The sequence below is a fragment of the Zoogloea sp. genome, from assembly GCF_041911615.1.
Taxonomy (GTDB): Bacteria; Pseudomonadota; Gammaproteobacteria; order Burkholderiales; family Rhodocyclaceae; genus Zoogloea.
Map to the genome: position 1 here is coordinate 1 of NZ_JAYROR010000092.1, position 16,927 is coordinate 16,927.

The 16,927-nt window shown below is 67.7% G+C and carries 18 protein-coding genes; 9 read left to right on the forward strand and 9 right to left on the reverse strand.

All coding sequences use genetic code 11. The annotated features are described in order from the left end of the window. The 8 genes from ACE3P2_RS11030 to ACE3P2_RS11065 all read left to right on the forward strand — a co-directional run. Positions 1-1,214 (forward strand): hypothetical protein (locus ACE3P2_RS11030; protein WP_374264363.1); only part of this gene is annotated, 1,214 nt, incomplete at its 5' end. Positions 1,215-1,225: 11 nt separating this feature from the next. Beyond that, positions 1,226-2,137, forward strand: coding sequence for a metal ABC transporter substrate-binding protein (locus ACE3P2_RS11035; RefSeq protein ID WP_374264365.1), 912 nt, complete (start codon positions 1,226-1,228; stop codon positions 2,135-2,137). A 9-nt stretch (positions 2,138-2,146) separates the two neighbouring features. Continuing rightward, the gene (locus ACE3P2_RS11040; RefSeq protein ID WP_374264367.1) at positions 2,147-2,725 is read left to right on the forward strand and encodes an ATP-binding cassette domain-containing protein; all 579 of its coding nucleotides are present in this window, start codon (positions 2,147-2,149) and stop codon (positions 2,723-2,725) included. Next, positions 2,722-3,513, forward strand: coding sequence for a metal ABC transporter permease (locus ACE3P2_RS11045; RefSeq protein ID WP_374264369.1), 792 nt, complete (start codon positions 2,722-2,724; stop codon positions 3,511-3,513). Before ACE3P2_RS11040 ends, ACE3P2_RS11045 begins: the two co-directional genes overlap by 4 nt. Positions 3,514-3,583: 70 nt before the next feature. Then, positions 3,584-4,786, forward strand: a complete 1,203-nt coding sequence (locus tag ACE3P2_RS11050) for an STAS domain-containing protein (protein WP_374264371.1) — start codon at positions 3,584-3,586, stop codon at positions 4,784-4,786. Positions 4,787-4,879: 93 nt separating this feature from the next. Further along, the gene (hslV, locus tag ACE3P2_RS11055; RefSeq protein ID WP_374264373.1) at positions 4,880-5,419 is read left to right on the forward strand and encodes an ATP-dependent protease subunit HslV; all 540 of its coding nucleotides are present in this window, start codon (positions 4,880-4,882) and stop codon (positions 5,417-5,419) included. Next, positions 5,416-6,753, forward strand: coding sequence for an ATP-dependent protease ATPase subunit HslU (hslU, locus tag ACE3P2_RS11060; protein ID WP_374264375.1), 1,338 nt, complete (start codon positions 5,416-5,418; stop codon positions 6,751-6,753). Before hslV ends, hslU begins: the two co-directional genes overlap by 4 nt. A gap of 150 nt (positions 6,754-6,903) precedes the next feature. Then, positions 6,904-7,776 carry an AEC family transporter gene (locus ACE3P2_RS11065; protein WP_374264377.1) on the forward strand — a complete coding sequence of 291 codons (873 nt, stop codon included), beginning with the start codon at positions 6,904-6,906 and terminating at the stop codon, positions 7,774-7,776. A gap of 6 nt (positions 7,777-7,782) precedes the next feature. Here the strand turns inward: ACE3P2_RS11065 and ACE3P2_RS11070 are convergent, their stop codons facing one another. Genes ACE3P2_RS11070 through ACE3P2_RS11080 form a run of 3 tightly spaced genes read right to left on the reverse strand, consistent with a single transcriptional unit; the run spans position 7,783 to position 9,964 of the window. Continuing rightward, entirely contained in the window at positions 7,783-8,184 is a 402-nt protein-coding gene (locus ACE3P2_RS11070) for an RNA-binding S4 domain-containing protein (RefSeq protein ID WP_374264379.1), read from the reverse strand. Next, positions 8,181-8,723 (reverse strand): response regulator transcription factor, encoded by a 543-nt coding sequence (locus tag ACE3P2_RS11075; RefSeq protein WP_374264381.1) that lies wholly within the window; start codon positions 8,721-8,723, stop codon positions 8,181-8,183. Before ACE3P2_RS11075 ends, ACE3P2_RS11070 begins: the two co-directional genes overlap by 4 nt. After that, entirely contained in the window at positions 8,720-9,964 is a 1,245-nt protein-coding gene (locus tag ACE3P2_RS11080) for an ATP-binding protein (RefSeq protein ID WP_374264383.1), read from the reverse strand. The genes ACE3P2_RS11075 and ACE3P2_RS11080 overlap by 4 nt, the downstream gene beginning before the upstream one ends. A gap of 337 nt (positions 9,965-10,301) precedes the next feature. Here ACE3P2_RS11080 and ACE3P2_RS11085 point away from each other — a divergent pair, with 337 nt between their 5' ends. Next, entirely contained in the window at positions 10,302-10,508 is a 207-nt protein-coding gene (locus tag ACE3P2_RS11085) for a cold-shock protein (RefSeq protein ID WP_153161935.1), read from the forward strand. Positions 10,509-10,520: 12 nt separating this feature from the next. On the opposite strand, the gene ACE3P2_RS11090 is transcribed toward ACE3P2_RS11085, so the two are convergent. The 6 genes from ACE3P2_RS11090 to ACE3P2_RS11115 all read right to left on the reverse strand — a co-directional run. Beyond that, positions 10,521-10,727, reverse strand: a complete 207-nt coding sequence (locus ACE3P2_RS11090) for a hypothetical protein (RefSeq protein WP_374264385.1) — start codon at positions 10,725-10,727, stop codon at positions 10,521-10,523. Between the two features lie 22 nt (positions 10,728-10,749). Beyond that, positions 10,750-12,420 carry a cation acetate symporter gene (locus ACE3P2_RS11095; protein ID WP_374264387.1) on the reverse strand — a complete coding sequence of 557 codons (1,671 nt, stop codon included), beginning with the start codon at positions 12,418-12,420 and terminating at the stop codon, positions 10,750-10,752. Further along, complete coding sequence (locus ACE3P2_RS11100; protein ID WP_374264389.1) at positions 12,417-12,728, reverse strand: DUF485 domain-containing protein; 312 nt, start codon at positions 12,726-12,728, stop codon at positions 12,417-12,419. The genes ACE3P2_RS11095 and ACE3P2_RS11100 overlap by 4 nt, the downstream gene beginning before the upstream one ends. 89 nt (positions 12,729-12,817) lie before the next feature. Further along, a complete protein-coding gene (locus ACE3P2_RS11105) occupies positions 12,818-14,461 on the reverse strand; it encodes an electron transfer flavoprotein-ubiquinone oxidoreductase (RefSeq protein ID WP_374264391.1) in 1,644 nt (547 codons plus the stop codon). A gap of 162 nt (positions 14,462-14,623) precedes the next feature. Further along, positions 14,624-16,414: an acyl-CoA dehydrogenase gene (locus ACE3P2_RS11110; protein WP_374264393.1), complete on the reverse strand. Its 1,791-nt coding sequence runs from the start codon at positions 16,412-16,414 to the stop codon at positions 14,624-14,626. Positions 16,415-16,524: 110 nt separating this feature from the next. Continuing rightward, on the reverse strand, positions 16,525-16,927 hold a 403-nt coding region (locus tag ACE3P2_RS11115), incomplete at its 5' end, for an electron transfer flavoprotein subunit alpha/FixB family protein (RefSeq protein ID WP_374264395.1).

The following is a 16,927-nucleotide window of genomic DNA, read 5'->3' on the forward strand; positions in this document are numbered from 1 at the left end:
CGACTCGCGTCGCCGACGCCGCGGCTGCGGTCCGCAGCGACGCCGCGCCGGCCCGGCCGGCCTCCGAGGGCGCCTTCAACCCGGCCATCTCGTTGATCATCGACAGCAAGTTCACGCGGCTGCAGCGCGATCCGTCCAGCTACCGCATCGACGGTTTCGTGCCGTCGGGTGGCGAGGTCGGCCCCCCGCGCAAGGGTTTCTCGCTGGGTGAGTCGGAGCTGGCGATCTCGGCCAACATCGACCACCTGTTCCGCGGCAACGCGCGCTTCTCGCTGGCCGAGGACGACGGCGCCGGCAAGGTCGAGGTGGAAGAGGTGAACGTCGAGACCCTGGCCCTGCCCACCGGGTTCAAGCTGAAGGCCGGCCGCTTCCTGTCGGGCGTCGGCTACCTCAATCAGCAGCACCCCCACGAGTGGGATTTCGCCGACGCGCCGCTCGCCTACAAGGCGTTCTTCGGCTACCGGCTGCAGAACGACGGCGTGCAACTGCGCTGGGTCGCGCCCACCGCGCTGTTCTTCGAGGCGGGGATGGAAGCTGCGAGCGGCAGCAAGTTCCCGGGCGCCGAGCGCAGCGCCAATGGCGCCGGCCTGTGGTCGGCCTTCGCCCACCTGGGGGGCGACATCGGCGAATCGTCGGCGTGGCAGGTCGGCCTGTCCCACGTGCGCACCCACCCGCGCGAGCGCCGCTTCGAGGACGGCGAGATCGGCGGCGTGGCGGTGCAGAACGGCTTCTCGGGCAGCAGTCAGACCTGGATTGCCGACTTCGTCTACAAGTGGGCGCCGAACGGCAACAGCAGCGTGACCCATCTCAAGCTGCAGGGCGAGTACTTCCTGCGCCGCGAGAACGGCGAGCTGACATACGACCTTGATACGCTCGGCGGCGCGTCGGTGGCTTCGGCCGCCCGTCTGCGCCAGTCGGGCGCCTATCTGCAGGCCGTGTACCAGTTCATGCCGCGCTGGCGGGTCGGCGTGCGCGGCGACTGGCTGCGCAGCGGCACCGTCGATGTGGCCGGTCTGGGCAGTGCCGAGCTGCCGACGCTGCTGTCGGGCCACGATCCGAGCCGCCAGTCGGCGATGATCGACTGGTCGCCGTCGGAATTCTCGCGGCTGCGCCTGCAGCTGGCGCGCGACAAATCGCGCGCCGACGAACCCGACAACCAGCTCTGGCTGCAGTACGTGATGAGTCTCGGCGCCCACGGCGCCCACAAGTTCTGAGGAGTGACGCGATGTTTCCGAAATCGATTCTGCGCGCCGTGCTGGCGCTCGCAGCGCTGCTGATCGCCGTTCCGGCGTCGGCGGCCATCAACGTGCTGGCCAGCGTGCCCGAATGGGCTGCGCTGGCCCGTGAAATCGGCGGCGACAAGGTGAATGCCGTGTCCGCCACCAACGCCCTGCAGGACCCGCACCGGGTCGAGGCGCGACCCTCGTTGATCGCCCGCGCCCGCGGCAGTCAACTGGTGGTGGCCACCGGCGCCGAGCTGGAGATCGGCTGGCTGCCGATGGTGCTGCGCGAATCCGGCAACCCGGCGATCCAGCCGGGCCAGCCGGGCTACTTCGAGGCCGCCTCGGTGGTGCGTCTGCTCGAAGTGCCGGGGCGCCTCGATCGCGCCGACGGCGATGTCCATCCCGGCGGCAATCCCCACCTGCAGCTCGATCCGCGCAACATGCTGAAGGTGGGCGAAGCGCTCGCGGCGCGACTGGCACAGGTGGACCCGGCCAACGCGGCGGCCTACAAGACCGGCTACGCGCGCTTCGCCGACCGGTGGAAGGTCGCGATGGCACGCTGGGAGCAGGCGGCCGCACCGCTGCGGGGCGCGCCGGTGTGGGTCCAGCACAAGGCGTTTCCCTACCTGTCCGACTGGCTCGGGCTCAAGGAGCTCGGCGCCCTGGAGCCCAAGCCCGGCGTCGAGGCCGGCAGCGCCCAGCTCGCCGGCATTCTCGAGCGCCAGAAGGCGACGCCGGCGCGGATGATCCTGCGCCCGGCCTACGCGCGCGCCGCGTCGTCCGACTGGCTGGCGGAGCGGGCGAAGATCCCGGCGGTGGTGCTGCCCTTCACGGTCGGCGGCTCGGCGGAGGCGGGCGATCTGTTCGGCCTCTTCGACGACACCATCCGGCGCCTGCTCGCCGGCCTGAAGTAAGGGGGCGGCATGGCCGAGGTGCTTCTGCGCGTGAGCCGGCTCACCGCCGGCTATGCCGCGCCGGTGGCGGGACCGCTCGATTTCGAGCTGCGCCGGGGCGAGGTCCTCGGCCTCGCCGGGCCCAACGGCGCCGGCAAGTCCACCTTGCTCAAGGCGCTGTGGGGCGGCGTGCGGGTGTTCGCCGGGCGCGTCGAAAAGGCGCCCGGGCTGGAAATTTCGCACCAGGCCCAGGGCTTCGACGACCTGCGCGGGGTGCCGGTCAGCGGGCGCGAACTGCTCGCGCTGACCGGCGCCCCGTCCGTCGGCCTGCCGCCATGGCTGGCGGAACGGCTCGACCGGCGGCTGGACCGGCTGTCGGGCGGGCAACTGCAGTTCCTGCGCCTGTGGGCCTGTCTTGCCGCGCCGGCCGATCTGATCCTGCTCGACGAGCCCACCAACAACCTCGATCGTGCCGGCGTCGCCTATCTGGCCGAGTGGTTCGCCCGTGCCCACGCCGAGCAGGGCATCGTGATCGTCTCCCACGACCACGGTTTCATCGATCAGGTGTGCTCCCGCGTCGTCGAGGTGGGCGGAGGTGCGCAGTCATGAGCTTCGATCTGCTGTTCGATCCGCTGTTCCGGGTGCCGTTCTTCACCGGACTGCTGCTCGCCGGCCTGCTGCCGCTCATCGGCATGTACCTGCGCCTGCGCCATGAGTGGCTGGCGGCGCTGGCCTTTGCTCAGATGGCGTCGGCCGGCGCCTTGCTGGCCATGGTGGCGGGCTGGCCGATGCTCGCCGGCGGGGTGCTGGCGGCCTTCCTCGCGGCGCTGGCCAAGGGGCTGATGGCCCGTGCCGGCGTCAGCGCCTACGCGCTGATGATGTTGCTGGCCTGGGGGGGCGGGGTGCTGCTGGTGGCCAATCATCCGCTGGCCGAGCAGGCCGGTCACGCGCTCTTCGACGGCCAGCTCTACTTCACCGGGGAAGGGCATCTGCTGGCGGCGGGGCTGGCCTGTGCGGTGGTCGCGCCACTGCTCGGCTGGCTGTCGCGGCCCTTGCTGCTGGGGCGTTTCTTCCCGGAGTTCTACCGGGCGCGGGGTCGCGATGCCCGCCCCCGGCTGATGCTCTTCGATCTGCTGGCGGGGCTCGCGGTGGCGTTGGCCACGGTCAGCCTCGGCGTGATGGCGGCGTTCGCCCTGGTCTTCGTGCCGCCGCTGGTGGCCTACCGCTTCGGGCGAGGCTGGCGGGCCGGTTTGGTGCTCGCGGCGGTCATCGGAATGGTGGGCTACTGCGTTGCTTTTGCGGTGTCGCTGGGTTTCGATCAACCCTTCGGCCCGATATGCGCGGTGTTTTTCGTTGTGCTCGCTGCGCTGTCAAGTGTGAATTCCGACAGGATGTAAATCACGGAGCGAGTGCTTTGATGAGTGTTATCCTTGTCAATCGTAAAAAAATGACTTGGAGGGTGCGCGAGTGGTGCTACCGTTTTTCGGCAAGAAGCCTGCACCTGCCGGAAGTCCTGCACCTCGTTCCCGCAGCGGTTCCGGCGCGGTAGGCGCATCGCCGGCCGCCGCCCGGTCGCGCCCGGTCCCTCGCAGCGAAACCTCGACCCTCGATTTCACCATCGCCGGCGGCGATCTGAACCGCGTGCTGGCCCAGTGCGCCGACAAGGTTCATGTCGAGGAGGGCGTCGACGAAATGGCGCCGCCCGCCGAGGAGGCGGCGATCCTCTACGCCAACGGCGGCGACGACGAAGCCCGGATGGTGCTCGAGCACGCGCTCCAGACCACCGTCGACGACACCACCCGCTTCAACCTCTGGTCGATGCTGCTCGACCTGCTGCGCCTGGTCGGTCAGCGCGAGCGCTTTGAATCCCTCAGCCTCGGTTTCGCCACCGAATTCGAGCGCTCCCCGCCGGCCTGGCAGGATCTGTCCGCCAATGCGGCCCGTGCCGGCGTCGAGCCCAAGGTGCAGACCATCAACCTGTCCGGCCACCTGGGCGGGCAGGCCGCCGCGCAGTTCGCCCAGCTGATCCAGATCGGGATGCGCGCCGGCGCCCTGCGCATCGATCTGAGCCGCCTGCGCAGCGCCGACAACGCCGGCGGCGACCTGCTCCTGCGGGCGGTGCGCGGCCTGCGCCGGGCCAAGATCAAGCTTCACCTTTCGGGCGCCGCCCATCTGGCCAATGTCCTCGCCGGCCTGGTGACGAGCGGCAAGCGCAGCGATCAGACCCTGTGGCTCCTTCTCCTCGAGGTCCTGCAGTACACCGATCAGCAGGAGCGTTTCGAGGAGCTGGCCGTCGATTACGCGATGACCTTCGAAGAGTCTCCTCCGTCGTGGGAGCCGCCGCCCGCCATCACCGCGAGCCAGACCGGCGCCGAGGCGGTCGATGCGGCGCTGAGTCGCATTTATCTGCTCGAAGGCGAGATCATCGGACCGAACACCGAAGTGCTGCGCAAGATCACCGCCTTCGCGGCCGATCGCACCAAGGTCGAGATCGATTGCAGCCGGCTGCGACGAATGGATTTCGTCTCGGCGGGCACCCTGTTCAACATCATCTCCCAGCTCCACACCCAGGGCCGTCTGGTGGTGCTGACCGGCGTCAATTCGATGGTCGCCGCGTTGATGCAGGTGATGGGGCTCCATCAGGTCGCGCGCATCGAACTGCGCGGCTGAGCGCCGGGACGGCGGGCGTCGCGCCCGTCGTCGCCTGACGAATCGTGTGGTCGGGGCTCTTGTAATTCCTTTTTTCGCCCCCAGATCGTTCCAATGGAACAATATCACGGCACCACCATCCTCTCGGTCCGGCGCGGCCGGCACGTGGCCCTCGGCGGCGACGGGCAGGTCACCCTCGGCAACATCGTCATCAAGGCCAGCGCCCGCAAGGTGCGCAAGCTGTACCAGGATCGCATCCTGGCCGGGTTTGCCGGCGGCACGGCCGACGCCTTTACGCTCTTCGAACGCTTCGAGGCCAAGCTCGAGAAGCATCAGGGCAACCTCGTGCGCAGTGCCGTCGAACTCGCCAAGGACTGGCGCACCGATCGCGCCCTGCGCCGCCTGGAGGCGATGCTGGCGGTGGCCGATCTCGACAACTCCCTGATCATCACCGGCAACGGCGACGTACTCGAGCCCGAGCAGGGCATCGTGGCGATCGGTTCCGGCGGCGCCTACGCCCAGTCCGCCGCCCGCGCGCTCATCGAGAACACCCAGCTCGCCCCCGAGGACGTCATCAAGAAGTCGCTCACCATCGCCGGCGACCTGTGCATCTACACCAACCAGTGCCACACCATCGAAGTGCTGAAGCCATGACCCAGATGACGCCCCCGGAGATCGTCTCCGAACTCGACAAGCACATCGTCGGCCAGGGCAAGGCCAAGAAGGCCGTGGCCGTGGCGCTGCGCAACCGTTGGCGGCGCGCCCAGGTGGTCGAGCCGCTGAAGAGCGAAATCACTCCCAAGAACATCCTGATGATCGGCCCGACCGGTGTCGGCAAGACCGAGATCGCCCGCCGTCTGGCGCGGCTGGCCAACGCCCCCTTCATCAAGGTCGAGGCGACCAAGTTCACCGAGGTGGGCTACGTGGGGCGTGACGTGGATACGATCATCCGCGATCTGGTGGAAATCGCGATCAAGAGTCACCGCGAGCAGGCCATGAAGAAATGCCGCGACCGCGCGATGGACGCCGCCGAGGACCGCGTGCTCGACATCCTGCTGCCGCCGGCCCGGCCGACAGTGGGGTTCGGCGCCGAGCCGGCCACGCCGGAAGAGAACGCCACCCGCCAGAAATTCCGCAAGAAGCTGCGCGAGGGTGAGCTGGACGACAAGGAAGTCGAGATCGAGGTGGCGGTGCCCGGCATGAGCGCCGAGATCCTCGCGCCCCCGGGCATGGAGGAGCTCACCGGCCAGCTCCAGAGCATGTTCCAGAACATCGGCGGCGGGAAGAAGAAATCCCGCAAGCTGAAGATCAAGGAGGCGATGAAGCTGCTTGCCGACGAGGAAGCCGCCAAGCTCGTCAATGACGAGGAGCTCAAGCTCGAGGCGCTGAAGATGGTCGAGCAGAACGGCATCGTGTTCCTCGACGAGATCGACAAGATCGCCACGCGCTCCGACAGCCACGGTGCCGACGTGTCGCGCCAGGGCGTGCAGCGCGACCTGCTGCCGCTGGTCGAAGGCACGACGATCAGCACCAAGTACGGGATGGTGAAGACCGACCACATCCTGTTCATCGCCAGCGGCGCCTTCCATCTGTCGCGGCCGTCCGACCTGATTCCCGAGCTGCAGGGCCGCTTCCCGATCCGCGTGGAGTTGGAGTCGCTGTCCGTCGAGGACTTCGAGCGCATCCTCACCCAGACCGACGCCTGCCTCACCCGTCAGTACGAGGCGCTGCTCGCCACCGACGGGGTGACCCTGCGGTTCGCGCCGGACGGCATCCGCCGGCTCGCCGAGATCGCCTTCCAGGTCAACGAGAAGACCGAGAACATCGGTGCGCGCCGCCTCTACACGGTGATGGAAAAGCTGCTCGAAGAGCTGGCCTTCGAAGCCGGCAGGGCCGGCGAGCAAACTGTGACCATCGACGCCGCCTACGTGGACGGGCGCCTCGAAGTGTTGGCCCAGCGCGAGGATCTCGCGCGCTACGTGCTGTAAGCCTGCGCCGGCCTCATGCCGGCGGTGGACGTGAGCGAGGGGCTGCCGAGGTAGCCCCTCATTTATTTTGCGGGTCGGATGGCGTATACCGTTGGTGGCGCGCCGCCGGAGAGCGGCCCGACTCGACTCCAACTTCCCCTCGTCCTCCCCATGCTGCTGCGCATCGTTTCCATCCTCTTCCCGCTCTTTGCCATCACCGCCGTGGGCTTCCTGGTCGGCCGGCGCGCGAGACCGGATCTCTCCCAGGCCAACAAGCTGAACATGGACGTATTCGTGCCGGCGCTGGTGTTTGGCGCCCTGGCGAACAAGTCCTTCCACATCATGCAGTTCCTGCCGCTGCTCGGGGTGACCTTCGTCGCGGTGGTCGGCTCCGGCCTGCTGGGCTGGGCGGTGGCGCGGACGATTGGCGTGGCGCCGCGCACTTTCGTGCCGCCGATGATGTTCAACAACTGCGGCAACCTGGGCCTGCCGCTGGCGGTGCTGGCCTTCGGCGATGCGGCGCTGGCGCCGGCGGTGGTGATGTTCATGGTGTCGAACCTGGTCCATTTCACGTTTGGCGCCTGGTATCTCGACCATCACGCGCGGCTCGCCAGCGTCTGGAAGGTGCCGTCGGTGCTGGCCACGCTGGCCGGGTTGGCGGTGGGCATCGCGGGCTTCGAGGTGTGGCCGCCGGCAATGCTGGCGATCAAGATGCTCGGCGACATCTCGATTCCGCTGATGCTGTTTGCGCTGGGGGTGCGGATCAGCGAGTCGCGCATCTCGGCGATCCGCCTGGGGGTGACCGGCGCCGTGGCGCGACCGCTGATCGGACTGGCGCTGTCGGCGGCCTTGCTCGCGCTGGTGCCGCTGCCGGCCCAGGAGCGAGCGCTGCTGATCGTCTTCGGCGCGTTGCCGCCGGCGGTGCTCAATTACATGTTTGCCGAGCGTTACCACCAGGAGCCGGAGAAGGTCGCCTCGATGGTGCTGATCGGCAACGTGCTGGCGGTGGCCTTCCTGCCGCTGGCGCTGGCGATCGCGCTGTGAGGCGGTTCAGAAGCCGTCGGTGAAGCGGCCGATCTGCCGACGGTCGCGCTTGGTGGGGCGGCCGTGCAGATCGGCGCCGGGCGTGGCGGCGAGCTTGCGCTGCTCGCGCTGGGCCTGGCGCGCGGCGGCGCTCTCGGCGGTTTCGGCGTAGAGCGTCTGGGCCACCGTGGCGCTGCCGCGTTTTTCGGCGATGCCGGTGACGACGACGGTGAAGTGCGCCTCGGCGAGCTGGATCGCCACCGTGTCGCCGACCTTCACGTCCTTGGCGGGCTTGACCCGCAGGCCGTTGAGCTGGACCTTGCCGCCCTCGACGGCGTCGGTGGCGAGCGTGCGGTGCTTGTAGAAGCGGGCCGCCCACAGCCATTTGTCGAGGCGGGTGCGGGCGTCGTGATCGTGTCTGTCGTTCATTCCTTGACCGGCCGTTTGGCCAGTTTCCGTTGCAGGGTGCGTCGGTGCATTTTAAGCGCCCGCGCGGTGGCCGAGATGTTTCCTTCGTTTTCGGCCAGCACCCGCTGGATGTGTTCCCATTCGAGCCGATCCACCGACATCGGGGCTGCCGACGGGGTGTCGTCGATCACCACGTCGGTGGCCGAGAGTGCCTTCAGGATCGCATCCACGTCGGCGGGCTTGGCGAGGTACTGGGTGGCGCCCAGCTTGATTGCGTCGACGGTGGTGGCGATGCTGGCGTAGCCCGTGAGGACCAGGATCCGGCAGTCCGGATTGACCGCCAGCAGCGGCTCGATGAGACGCAGGCCGGAGCTGCCGGCGATGTTGAGGTCGAGCACCACGTATTCGGGTTCATGCTGGCGGGCCAGGGCGAGGGCGCTTTCGGGGTCGGCGGCGCCGAACACGGTGAAGCCGCGCTGGCCCAGGGCGCGCACTAGCACGCGGTTGAAGGCGGGGTCGTCGTCGATGACGAGAATGTGGGGAGCGTCCGGCGAAGTCATGGCTGAAGGGCGGAAAGAGGAAGGCTGAGGGTGGCGATGGTGCCGCCGCCGGGGCGGGGTGTGAAGGCGATGGTGCCGCCGCAGCGCTCGACGGCACCGAACGCGAGCAGCAGGCCGATGCCGAGCCCCGGGCCGGGGCTGGCGACGGCGTCTCGCCCAGCCTGCAGCCCGGCCGGCATGCCGGGGCCACGGTCGAGGACTTCGACGACGAGCTGCGCGCCGTCGATCCGGGCGGCGCATTCGACGCCCTGGGGTTCGGCGTCGGCGGCGTTGTTGATGAGGTTGTGGATGGCTTGCTCGAGGGTTGCGTCGGCAACCAGCAGGGGCGGCGGCGTGCCGCAGTCGATGCGCGTGGCGAGCGGCACGTGGGGCCGCAGGCTGCGCCAGCGCTGGGTGATGCCGGCCAGCCACGCGTCGGCGGCCATCGTCGTGCCGCCTTCGGCACGCAGGCTGCCGGCGCGCAGGGTGAGCCCGCCGAGGATGGTCTTGCAGTGGGCGATCTGGGTGCGCAGCAGTTCGGCGTCGGCACGGGTGTCGTCGTCGAGGGCCGGATTGCGGGCCAGTTCGCCGGCGAGGATGGCCATGGTGCCGAGCGGCGTCCCCAGTTCGTGGGCGGCGCCCGCGGCAAGGTTGCCCAGGGCGACGATGCGCTCGTTGCGCAGGCTGGCCTCACGCGCTTCGGCCAGGGCCTGGTCGCGGCTGCGGATCGCGGCGGTCATGCGGACCACGTACCAGACGATGACGCCGGCCGACAGGGCGAAGGTGAGCCACATGCCGGCCAGATGCCAATGCACGGCGAGCCCCGAGTCGTAGATGTCGAGCTGTTCGTTGAAATCCCACAGCAGCGAATAGGCCGCCACGGCGAGTACCGCCAGCGACCACGCCCATGGCCCCGGCACGGTGGCCGCGCCGATCGCCACCAGGGGCAGCAGCAGGGAGATCAGCGGGTTGGTGGCGCCGCCGGTGAAGTACAGAAACGCGCTCCAGGCGGCGAGATCGATGCACAGCTGGGCGAACAGCTCGGCGGGGCGCACGTCGTCGCCGAGATGTGCGAGGCGCAGCATCGAGGCGGCGTTGATGGCGATCAGGGTGGCCGCGACCGGCAGCAGGGCCGCGCCGGGCAGCGGGATGTCGAGCAGCCAGGGCACGCACAGGAGCACGCCGAGCATCACGCCGATCGACAGCCAGCGCAGGCCGATCAGGCGGCGCAGGGCGTCGGTGGAACTGGGGGGGCGAGGCATGGCTGAGGGGGTGTCGACGGGGGTGGGCGGAGCGCCGATTATCGCCGAAGCGGCTCGCCACACCGCGGGCTGGCGGTGGGCGAACGCTGCGGTTGATTGTCGCAGTGAGCCGTTTGGCGTGTTTTTACGTGAAAAAGAGGCGTTGTCATCAAATAGTGTTTGCATTGCCGGCCGATACAGTGCACAGTCCTGTCTCGCGATCTTCAAGTAGTGTTGTTGTTGTCAGGTTCAGTACCCGCTTTGGCGCGGCAGTCGTCCCTTCATCACCCCGCCGTCTTGAGTTTCGCCCTTTCCAGGGGGAATTCCCTGTTTTCTTGTTTTTTTAAGGATGTTCAAAATGGCAGCAGGTACCGTGAAGTGGTTCAACGATTCCAAGGGCTTCGGTTTCATCACCCCGGAAAACGGCGGTGACGATCTGTTCGCGCACTTCTCCGCGATCCAGTCCAAGGGTTTCAAGACCCTGACCGAAGGCCAGCGCGTGACCTTCGACGTGGTCACCGGCCCGAAGGGCCAGCAGGCCGCCAACATCGTTCCGGTGGCCTAAGTCCCCGACGATTCAGCGCTGGCGCCATGCGCCGCGCTGATGGCAGTGCCCGACGACCGCCCGATCCTTTTCGGGCGTGTCGCAAGAAAACCCGGCGAAAGCCGGGTTTTTTGTTGCCCGGCGTTTGCCGATCGCCGAGCGGATGGGGCCAAAAAAACGGCGCCCGAAGGCGCCGTGAAAATCTCCCGGAAGAGGAGAGAAGACGATCTGTGCCGGCACGCGCGGGGCGTGCCGTGGTGCATTAGTGAGCGCTGGCCGAGGCGGCACCGATGCCGGTCTGGGAGCGCACGTACTGGTCGTCGAACCCCGCCTTGTCCTGCTTGGCGCGGGCGCTGCTGTCGGTCACCGAGAACAGCCAGGTGAAGAAGAAGGCCAGCGGCATCGAGAACAGCGCAGGCTGCTCGTACGGGAAGATCGGCGCAGCGTTGCCCAGCACCACCACCCACACGGCCTTGGACAGCACCACGAAGGCCACGGCCGAGATCAGGCCGGCGAGGCCGCCCAGCAGCGCACCGCGGGTGGTCAGACCCTTCCAGTACATGGAGAGGATCAGGATCGGGAAGTTGGTGGAGGCGGCGATGCCGAAGGTCAGGCCGACGAGGAAAGCGATGTTCTGCTTCTCGAACATGATGCCCAGCAGCACGGCGACCACGCCCAGGGCGATGGTGGACAGCTTGGAGACGCGCATTTCCTCGGTTTCGCTGGCGGTGCCCTTGCGGATCACCCGGGCGTAGAGGTCATGGGCGATGGACGACGCGCCCGCCAGGGCGAGACCCGACACCACCGCGAGGATGGTGGCGAAGGCCACGGCGGACATGAAGCCCAGGAACAGGTTGCCGCCCACGGCCTTGGCCAGGTGCATCACCGGCATGTTGCCGCCGCCGATCAGCTTGCCGCCGATGTTGCCACCTTCGAAGAACTCGGGGTTCTGGCCGACGATCACGATGGCCATCAGGCCCAGGGCGCACACCACCATGAAGAAATAGCCGATGCAGCCGCTGGCCACGAACACGCTCTTGCGGGCCTCCTTGGCGTTCGGCACGGTGAAGAAGCGCATCATGATGTGGGGCAGGCCGGCGGTGCCGAACACGAGGCCCAACGACAGGGACACGGCGGTGACCGGGTCGGCCATCAGCGAGCCGGTGCCCATGATCTTGATGCCGTCCTTGTGCACTTCGACCGCCTTCTGGGCCGCGGTTTCGAGGCTGAAGCCGAACTGGCCGAGGGACAGGAACAGCAGCACAGTGCCGCCGAAGAGCATCAGGCAGGCCTTGATGATCTGCACCCAGGTGGTGGCGATCATGCCACCGAAGGTGACGTAGACCACCATCAGCACGCCCACCACGACCACCGCGGTGGCGTAGTCGAGGCCGAACAGCAGCTTGATGAGCTGGCCCGCGCCGACCATCTGCACGATCAGGTAGAAGCACACCACGGTCAGCGAGCCGAAGGCCGCGAAGGTGCGGATGGTGCCCTGGTCGAGGCGATAGGAGGCGATGTCGGCGAAGGTGAACTTGCCCAGGTTGCGCAGGCGTTCGGCCATCAGGAACAGGATCACCGGCCAGCCGACGAAGAAGCCGATGGCGTAGATGAAGCCGTCGAGGCCCTTCGAGAAGGTCATCGCCGAGAGGCCCAGCAGGGTGGCGGCGGACATGTAGTCGCCGGCGATGGCGAGGCCGTTCTGGAAGCCGGTGATGCCGCCGCCGGCGGTGTAGAAGTCGGCGGTGGATTTGGTCCGGCTGGCGGCCCAGTAGGTGATGCCCATGGTGGCCACCACGAAGATGAAGAACATCCCGATGGCGGTGAGGTTGAGGGGCTGCTTCTGGGCGGCGCCGATGGCGTCGCCGGCCAGGACGGTACCGCTGACGGCGCTGGCCGCGAGGGCGGTGAGGAGGTGGCGGAGGTGGATCACTTGGTGGCCTCCTTCACGATTTCGTTGTTGATGGCGTCGAATTCGCCGTTGGAGCGGCTCACGAACCAGCCCGTGAGCAGCCAGGAGCCGATGATGATGACGGCGCCGATGGGCACGCCGATGGTCAGCGTCGAGCCGGCCGAGATGGGCGTGCGCATGAAATCGGGCGCAAAGGCCACGATCATCATCATGCCGTAGTAGCTGACCATGACGATGGCCGTGAGCAGCAGCGCGAAACGGCTGCGCTTGCCCTCGAGTTCGGCGAATTTCGGGTTCGCCCGGACTTTCTTGTAGATGTCTGCCGACATGATTCCTCCTTGTTTGCGGCTTGGTCTGCGGATTTTTTTTGTTGTGTTGGGGGATTGCTGTTCTCCCCCGGTCCTGCCTTGGGTTGTGCTTACATGTTCGGGTAGTTGGGGCCGCCGCCGCCTTCGGGCACGGCCCAGTCGATGTTCTGGGTCGGGTCCTTGATGTCGCAGGTCTTGCAGTGCAAGCAGTTCTGGGCGTTGATCTGCATCCGCGGACCGCTCGGGTCTTCGACGATTTCATAGACGCCAGCCGGGCAATAGCGGGTTTCCGGCGCGTTGTAGAGCGCGAGGTTCACGCTGATCGGCACCGAGGCGTCCTTCAGGCGCAGGTGGCAGGGTTGGTCCTCGGTGTGGTTGGTGGCCGAGATGAACACCGACGAGAGGCGGTCGAAGCTGATCTTGCCGTCCGGCTTGGGATAGACGATGGGCGGGCAGTCCGACGCCTTCTTGAGCTGGGTGTGGTCGGCGTGGTGATGGAGCGTCCACGGCGCGCGACCCTTGAGCAGGAAGGTGTCGATGGCGCTGTAGGCGATGCCGCCGAAGAGGCCCCAGCGGAAGCTCGGGCGGATGTTGCGCACGCTGTACAGCTCGTCCCACAGCCAGCTCTGCTTGAGTTGCTCGGGATAGGCGATGCACTCGGTGCCGGTGACGCCCTCGGCGGTGAGGTGGGCGAACAGCGCCTCGGCGGCCACGATGCCGGACTTCATCGCCATGTGGGTGCCCTTGACCTTCGGCACGTTGAGGAAGCCGGCGGTGTCGCCGACCAGCAGGCCGCCCGGGAAGGTGAGCTTGGGCACCGACTGGAAACCGCCTTCGTTGAGCGCGCGGGCGCCATAGGCGATGCGCCGGCCGCCTTCGAAGAACTTGCGGATTTCCGGATGGGTCTTGAAGCGCTGGAATTCCTCGTAGGGCGACAGATGCGGGTTGCTGTAGTCGAGCCCGACCACGAAGCCGACCGCGACTTGGTTGGTCTCGAGGTGGTAGAGGAAGGAGCCGCCGTAAACATCGGTGGAAACCGGCCAGCCCACGGTGTGCATGGTCAGGCCGGGCTGATGCACTTCGGGACGCACTTCCCACAGCTCCTTGATGCCGATGCCGTAGGTTTGCGGGTCGACGCCGTCGCGCAGCGCGAACCTGGTGAACAGGCCTTTGGTGAGGGAACCGCGGCAACCTTCGGAGAAGACGGTCTGGCGGGCGTGCAGCTCGATGCCCTGCTGGTAGTTGGGGCCGGGTTCGCCGCTGCGTTCGACGCCCATGTCGCCGGTGGCGATGCCCTTGACCGAGCCGCGCAGTTCGCCGTCCTCGTGGTAGAGCACTTCGGCGGCAGCGAAGCCCGGGTAGATCTCGACGCCCAGTTCCTCGGCCTGCTGGCCGAGCCAGCGCACCACGTTGCCGAGGCTGACAATGTAGTTGCCGGCGTTGTGCATCTGCGGCGGCGTCGGCAGCTTGTAGGCCTTCTCGGTGGTGAGGAACAGGAAGCGGTCCTCGGTGACGGCGGTGTTGAGCGGCGCGCCGCGTTCCCGCCAGTCGGGGAACAGTTCGGCAAGCGCGCGGGGTTCGATGACGGCGCCGGAGAGGATGTGGGCGCCAACCTCGGAGCCCTTTTCGACGACGCACACCGAAAGCTCCTTGCCGGCCTGTTCGGCCAGTTGCTTCAGGCGGATCGCGGTCGTCAGCCCCGAGGGGCCGGCGCCGACGATCACCACGTCGTATTCCATCGCTTCACGCGTCATTGCTGTCATCTCCGTTGTTGCTATCAAGTCGTACATTCATCCGCCGGCGCGACGCAGCCGCTGCCGACGGCCCGAGGCCGCAACGCGGTGCGCAGCCGTACGTGGGTACGGTGGGCACTGCGGTTGCGGGTCGGGTCGCGCTCTGGTTGGCTCGCGCTGGCGTCAGAACAGGGCTTCTTCGAGGGCCAGCACCGCGTCGGCGCCATTCACGATGGCATCGCGGTAGCTGTTGGCTTCCGGGATGACGTGCTGGGCGAAGTAGGTGGCGGTGGCCAGCTTGGCCTTGTAGAAGTCGCCGTCGGCTTCATCGATGCGGTCGGCGGCGATCTGTGCGGAACGGGCCATCAGCCAGCCGCCGACCACGATGCCGGTGAGCTTGAGGAAGGGCACCGAGCCGGCGTGGGCGGCCTGCGGGGTGGCTTCGTAGTTGGCGAGCAGCCAGGTGGTCGCTTCGTCCAGCGCGGCGATGCCGTCGCCCAGGGCGTCGGCGATCGCCTTGAGCTGGGCGTTGCCGGAGTTGCGCAGGGCGGTGCCGGTCTCGGCGATGTCGGCGAGGAGCTGCTGCATGCTCTTGCCGCCTTCCTTGGCGGTCTTGCGACCGATCAGGTCGTTGGCCTGGATCGCAGTGGTGCCTTCGTAGATGGTGATGATTCGCGCGTCACGCATGTACTGGGCAGCGCCGGTCTCTTCGATGAAGCCCATGCCGCCGTGCACCTGCACGCCGTTCCAGGTGATGCCCTGGGCGTTCTCGGTGCACCAGCCCTTGACCACCGGGGTCAGCAGCTCGAGGCGGCGCTGGTTGGCGGCGCGCACGTCGGCGTCCGGGTGGCTGTGGGCGCGGTCCATGCAGCCGGCCACGTAATAGGCCAGGGCGCGGCCGGCTTCGGTGCGGGACTTCATGTCCATCAGCATGCGGCGCACGTCCGGGTGATGCAGGATGGGCTTCTTCTCGCCGGACTTGTCGCCGACGATGCGGCCCTGGACGCGCTCGCGGGCGTAGGCCAGTGCGTGCTGGTAGCTGCGCTCGGAGACGCCGACGCCTTCGAGGCCCACGTTCAGGCGGGCGTGGTTCATCATCGTGAACATGTACTCGAGGCCGCGGTTCGGCTCGCCGACCAGGTAGCCGATCGCGCCGCCCTTGTCACCGAAGGACATCACGGCGGTGGCGCTGCCGTGGATGCCCATCTTGTGCTCGATGGAGGCGCAGATCAGGTCGTTGCGCTCGCCCAGGCTGCCGTCGGCATTGACCAGGAACTTCGGCGCGATGAACAGGGAGATGCCCTTCACGCCCGGGGGCGCGTCCGGCAGGCGGGCCAGCACGAGGTGGACGATGTTCTCGGCCATGTCGTGCTCACCCCAGGTGATGAAGATCTTGGTGCCAGTGATGGCGTAGGTGCCGTCGCCGCGCGGTTCGGCCTTGCTGCGGATGGCGGCGAGGTCGGAGCCGGCCTGGGGCTCGGTGAGGTTCATGGTGCCGGTCCACTTGCCGGAGACCATGTTCGGCAGGAAGGTCGCCTTCAGGTCGTCGGAGGCGTGGTGGGCGATGGCCTCGACCGCGCCGAGGGTCAGCATCTGGCACAGCGAGAACGAGATGCTGGCCGACTTCCACATTTCCAGCACGGCGGTGGACACGGTGACCGGCAGGCCCTGGCCGCCGAATTCGGTGGAGGCGGGCATGCCGTTCCAGCCGGTCTCGCAGAACGCGGCATAGGCTTCCTTGAAGCCGTCGGCGGTGCTCACCACGCCGTTGTCCCACTTGTTGCCCTGCTTGTCGCCGACGGCGTTGAGCGGATCGACGACTTCGGAGGCGAACTTGCCGGCTTCGTCGAGGATGGCTTCGACGAGATCGAGGCTCACCTCCTCGTTGCCGGGCAGGGTGGTGATCTCCTGCAGGCCGGCCAGTTCGTTCATGTTGAACAGCATGTCCTTCACGGGTGCGACGTAGGTGCTCATGGCGATTCCTCTGGCAATGGGTATGGCCGGGCGGGCGCTGCAGGGGCGAACGCGGTCGTCCGCGCACGGCGTTACGATTGAGGTGGGCGAACGCGTTCGCCCCTACGAAATCAGAGTGCGGAAACCAGCTGCGGCACGGCCTCGAACAGGTCGGCCACCAGCCCGTAGTCGGCCACCTGGAAGATCGGGGCTTCGGGGTCCTTGTTGATCGCAACGATCACCTTGGAATCCTTCATGCCCGCCAGGTGCTGGATGGCGCCGGAGATGCCTACCGCCACGTACAGCTGCGGGGCGACGATCTTGCCGGTCTGGCCGACCTGGTAGTCGTTGGGCACGTAGCCCGCATCGACAGCGGCGCGGCTGGCACCGAGGGCGGCGCCGAGCTTGTCGGCCAGCGGTTCGAGGGTGGCGCGGTAGGCATCGCCGCTGCCCAGGCCACGGCCGCCCGAGACGATGATCTTGGCGGCGCCCAGCTCCGGGCGGGCCGACTTGGTGAGCTCGCGGCCGACCAGC